Raw genomic sequence first — 919 nt, 5'->3', positions numbered from 1 at the left:
ACACCAAATACAAATGCTGCCCATGCAAAAATAAATAAGTTCACAAACATTACAAATTCGCCAACAGAGAAAGGTAATTTTTTCGTTAATAAAATACCCATAATTTCTGTTCCGTCCATTGATCCACCGTGACGAATAACGAGCCCTACACCAAGACCTAAAATAAGACCACCAAACACTGTCGCCAAAATGGGCTCTGTTGTAAATGGCGGAACAGCATGTAACGTTGATTCAATAAACGCTAAAGCTACAATACCGAACGCCGAAGATAGCATGAACGTTTTTCCGATTTGCTTATAACCTGAATACATAAATGGGATATTGAGAATAACGACTAAAGTAGAGAAACTTAACCACCAAATATTAGGAGTAAGATAATCTAATATAAGAGAAATACCAATAATTCCACCATCAATAATTTTATTTGGCATTAAAAATAGTTCAATCGCTACCGCTGCGCACGCTGCCCCAAAAATAATCATAACTAAACGATAAATAAGATGGATAACACTTTCTTTTCGATGTTGCTTTTGCTCCATAAGTCCTCCCTATACTCTTTTTCTATAGTTTTGTCCTTATATTATAACATACGCTTCTTTTTCTCATGAAAAAAGAAACTCTATACGAATATGTACAAGCTACGTACTCATATATTTCGATAGAAGAACGTGTGAAGGAGGATAACTCGATGAACCTCATTAAACAACTTGTAAATAAAAAATTAAATCATATTTCTACAAAAGAGTTATTGAAATATAGCAAAGAATATGAAGTATCTATTACGACTGCCCAGGCTGATCAAATTGTTTTACTTATGAAAGGAAAGAATATTAACATTTACGATAATGACGAACGACTAGAGCTCCTAAAACAAATAGCAAAAGTAACCTCCCCTGCTACTGCCCAACAAGTAAATACT

At 34.1% G+C, this 919-nt stretch carries 2 protein-coding genes; one reads left to right on the top strand and one right to left on the bottom strand.

Features of this window, described 5'->3' with window-relative positions; all coding sequences use genetic code 11:
- Positions 1 to 539 (bottom strand): YitT family protein (locus KI369_RS28315; protein WP_212958970.1); only part of this gene is annotated, 539 nt, incomplete at its 3' end.
- 149 nt (positions 540 to 688) lie between these two features.
- Between KI369_RS28315 and KI369_RS28310 the strand changes: the two genes are divergently transcribed.
- On the top strand, positions 689 to 919 hold a 231-nt coding region (locus KI369_RS28310; protein WP_212958969.1), incomplete at its 3' end, for a DUF2624 domain-containing protein.

The organism is Bacillus sanguinis (genome assembly GCF_018332475.1).
GTDB lineage: Bacteria > Bacillota > Bacilli > Bacillales > Bacillaceae_G > Bacillus_A > Bacillus_A sanguinis.
Note: the sequence above shows the minus strand (reverse complement) of the source record. Positions and strands in the feature narration are given on the sequence as shown.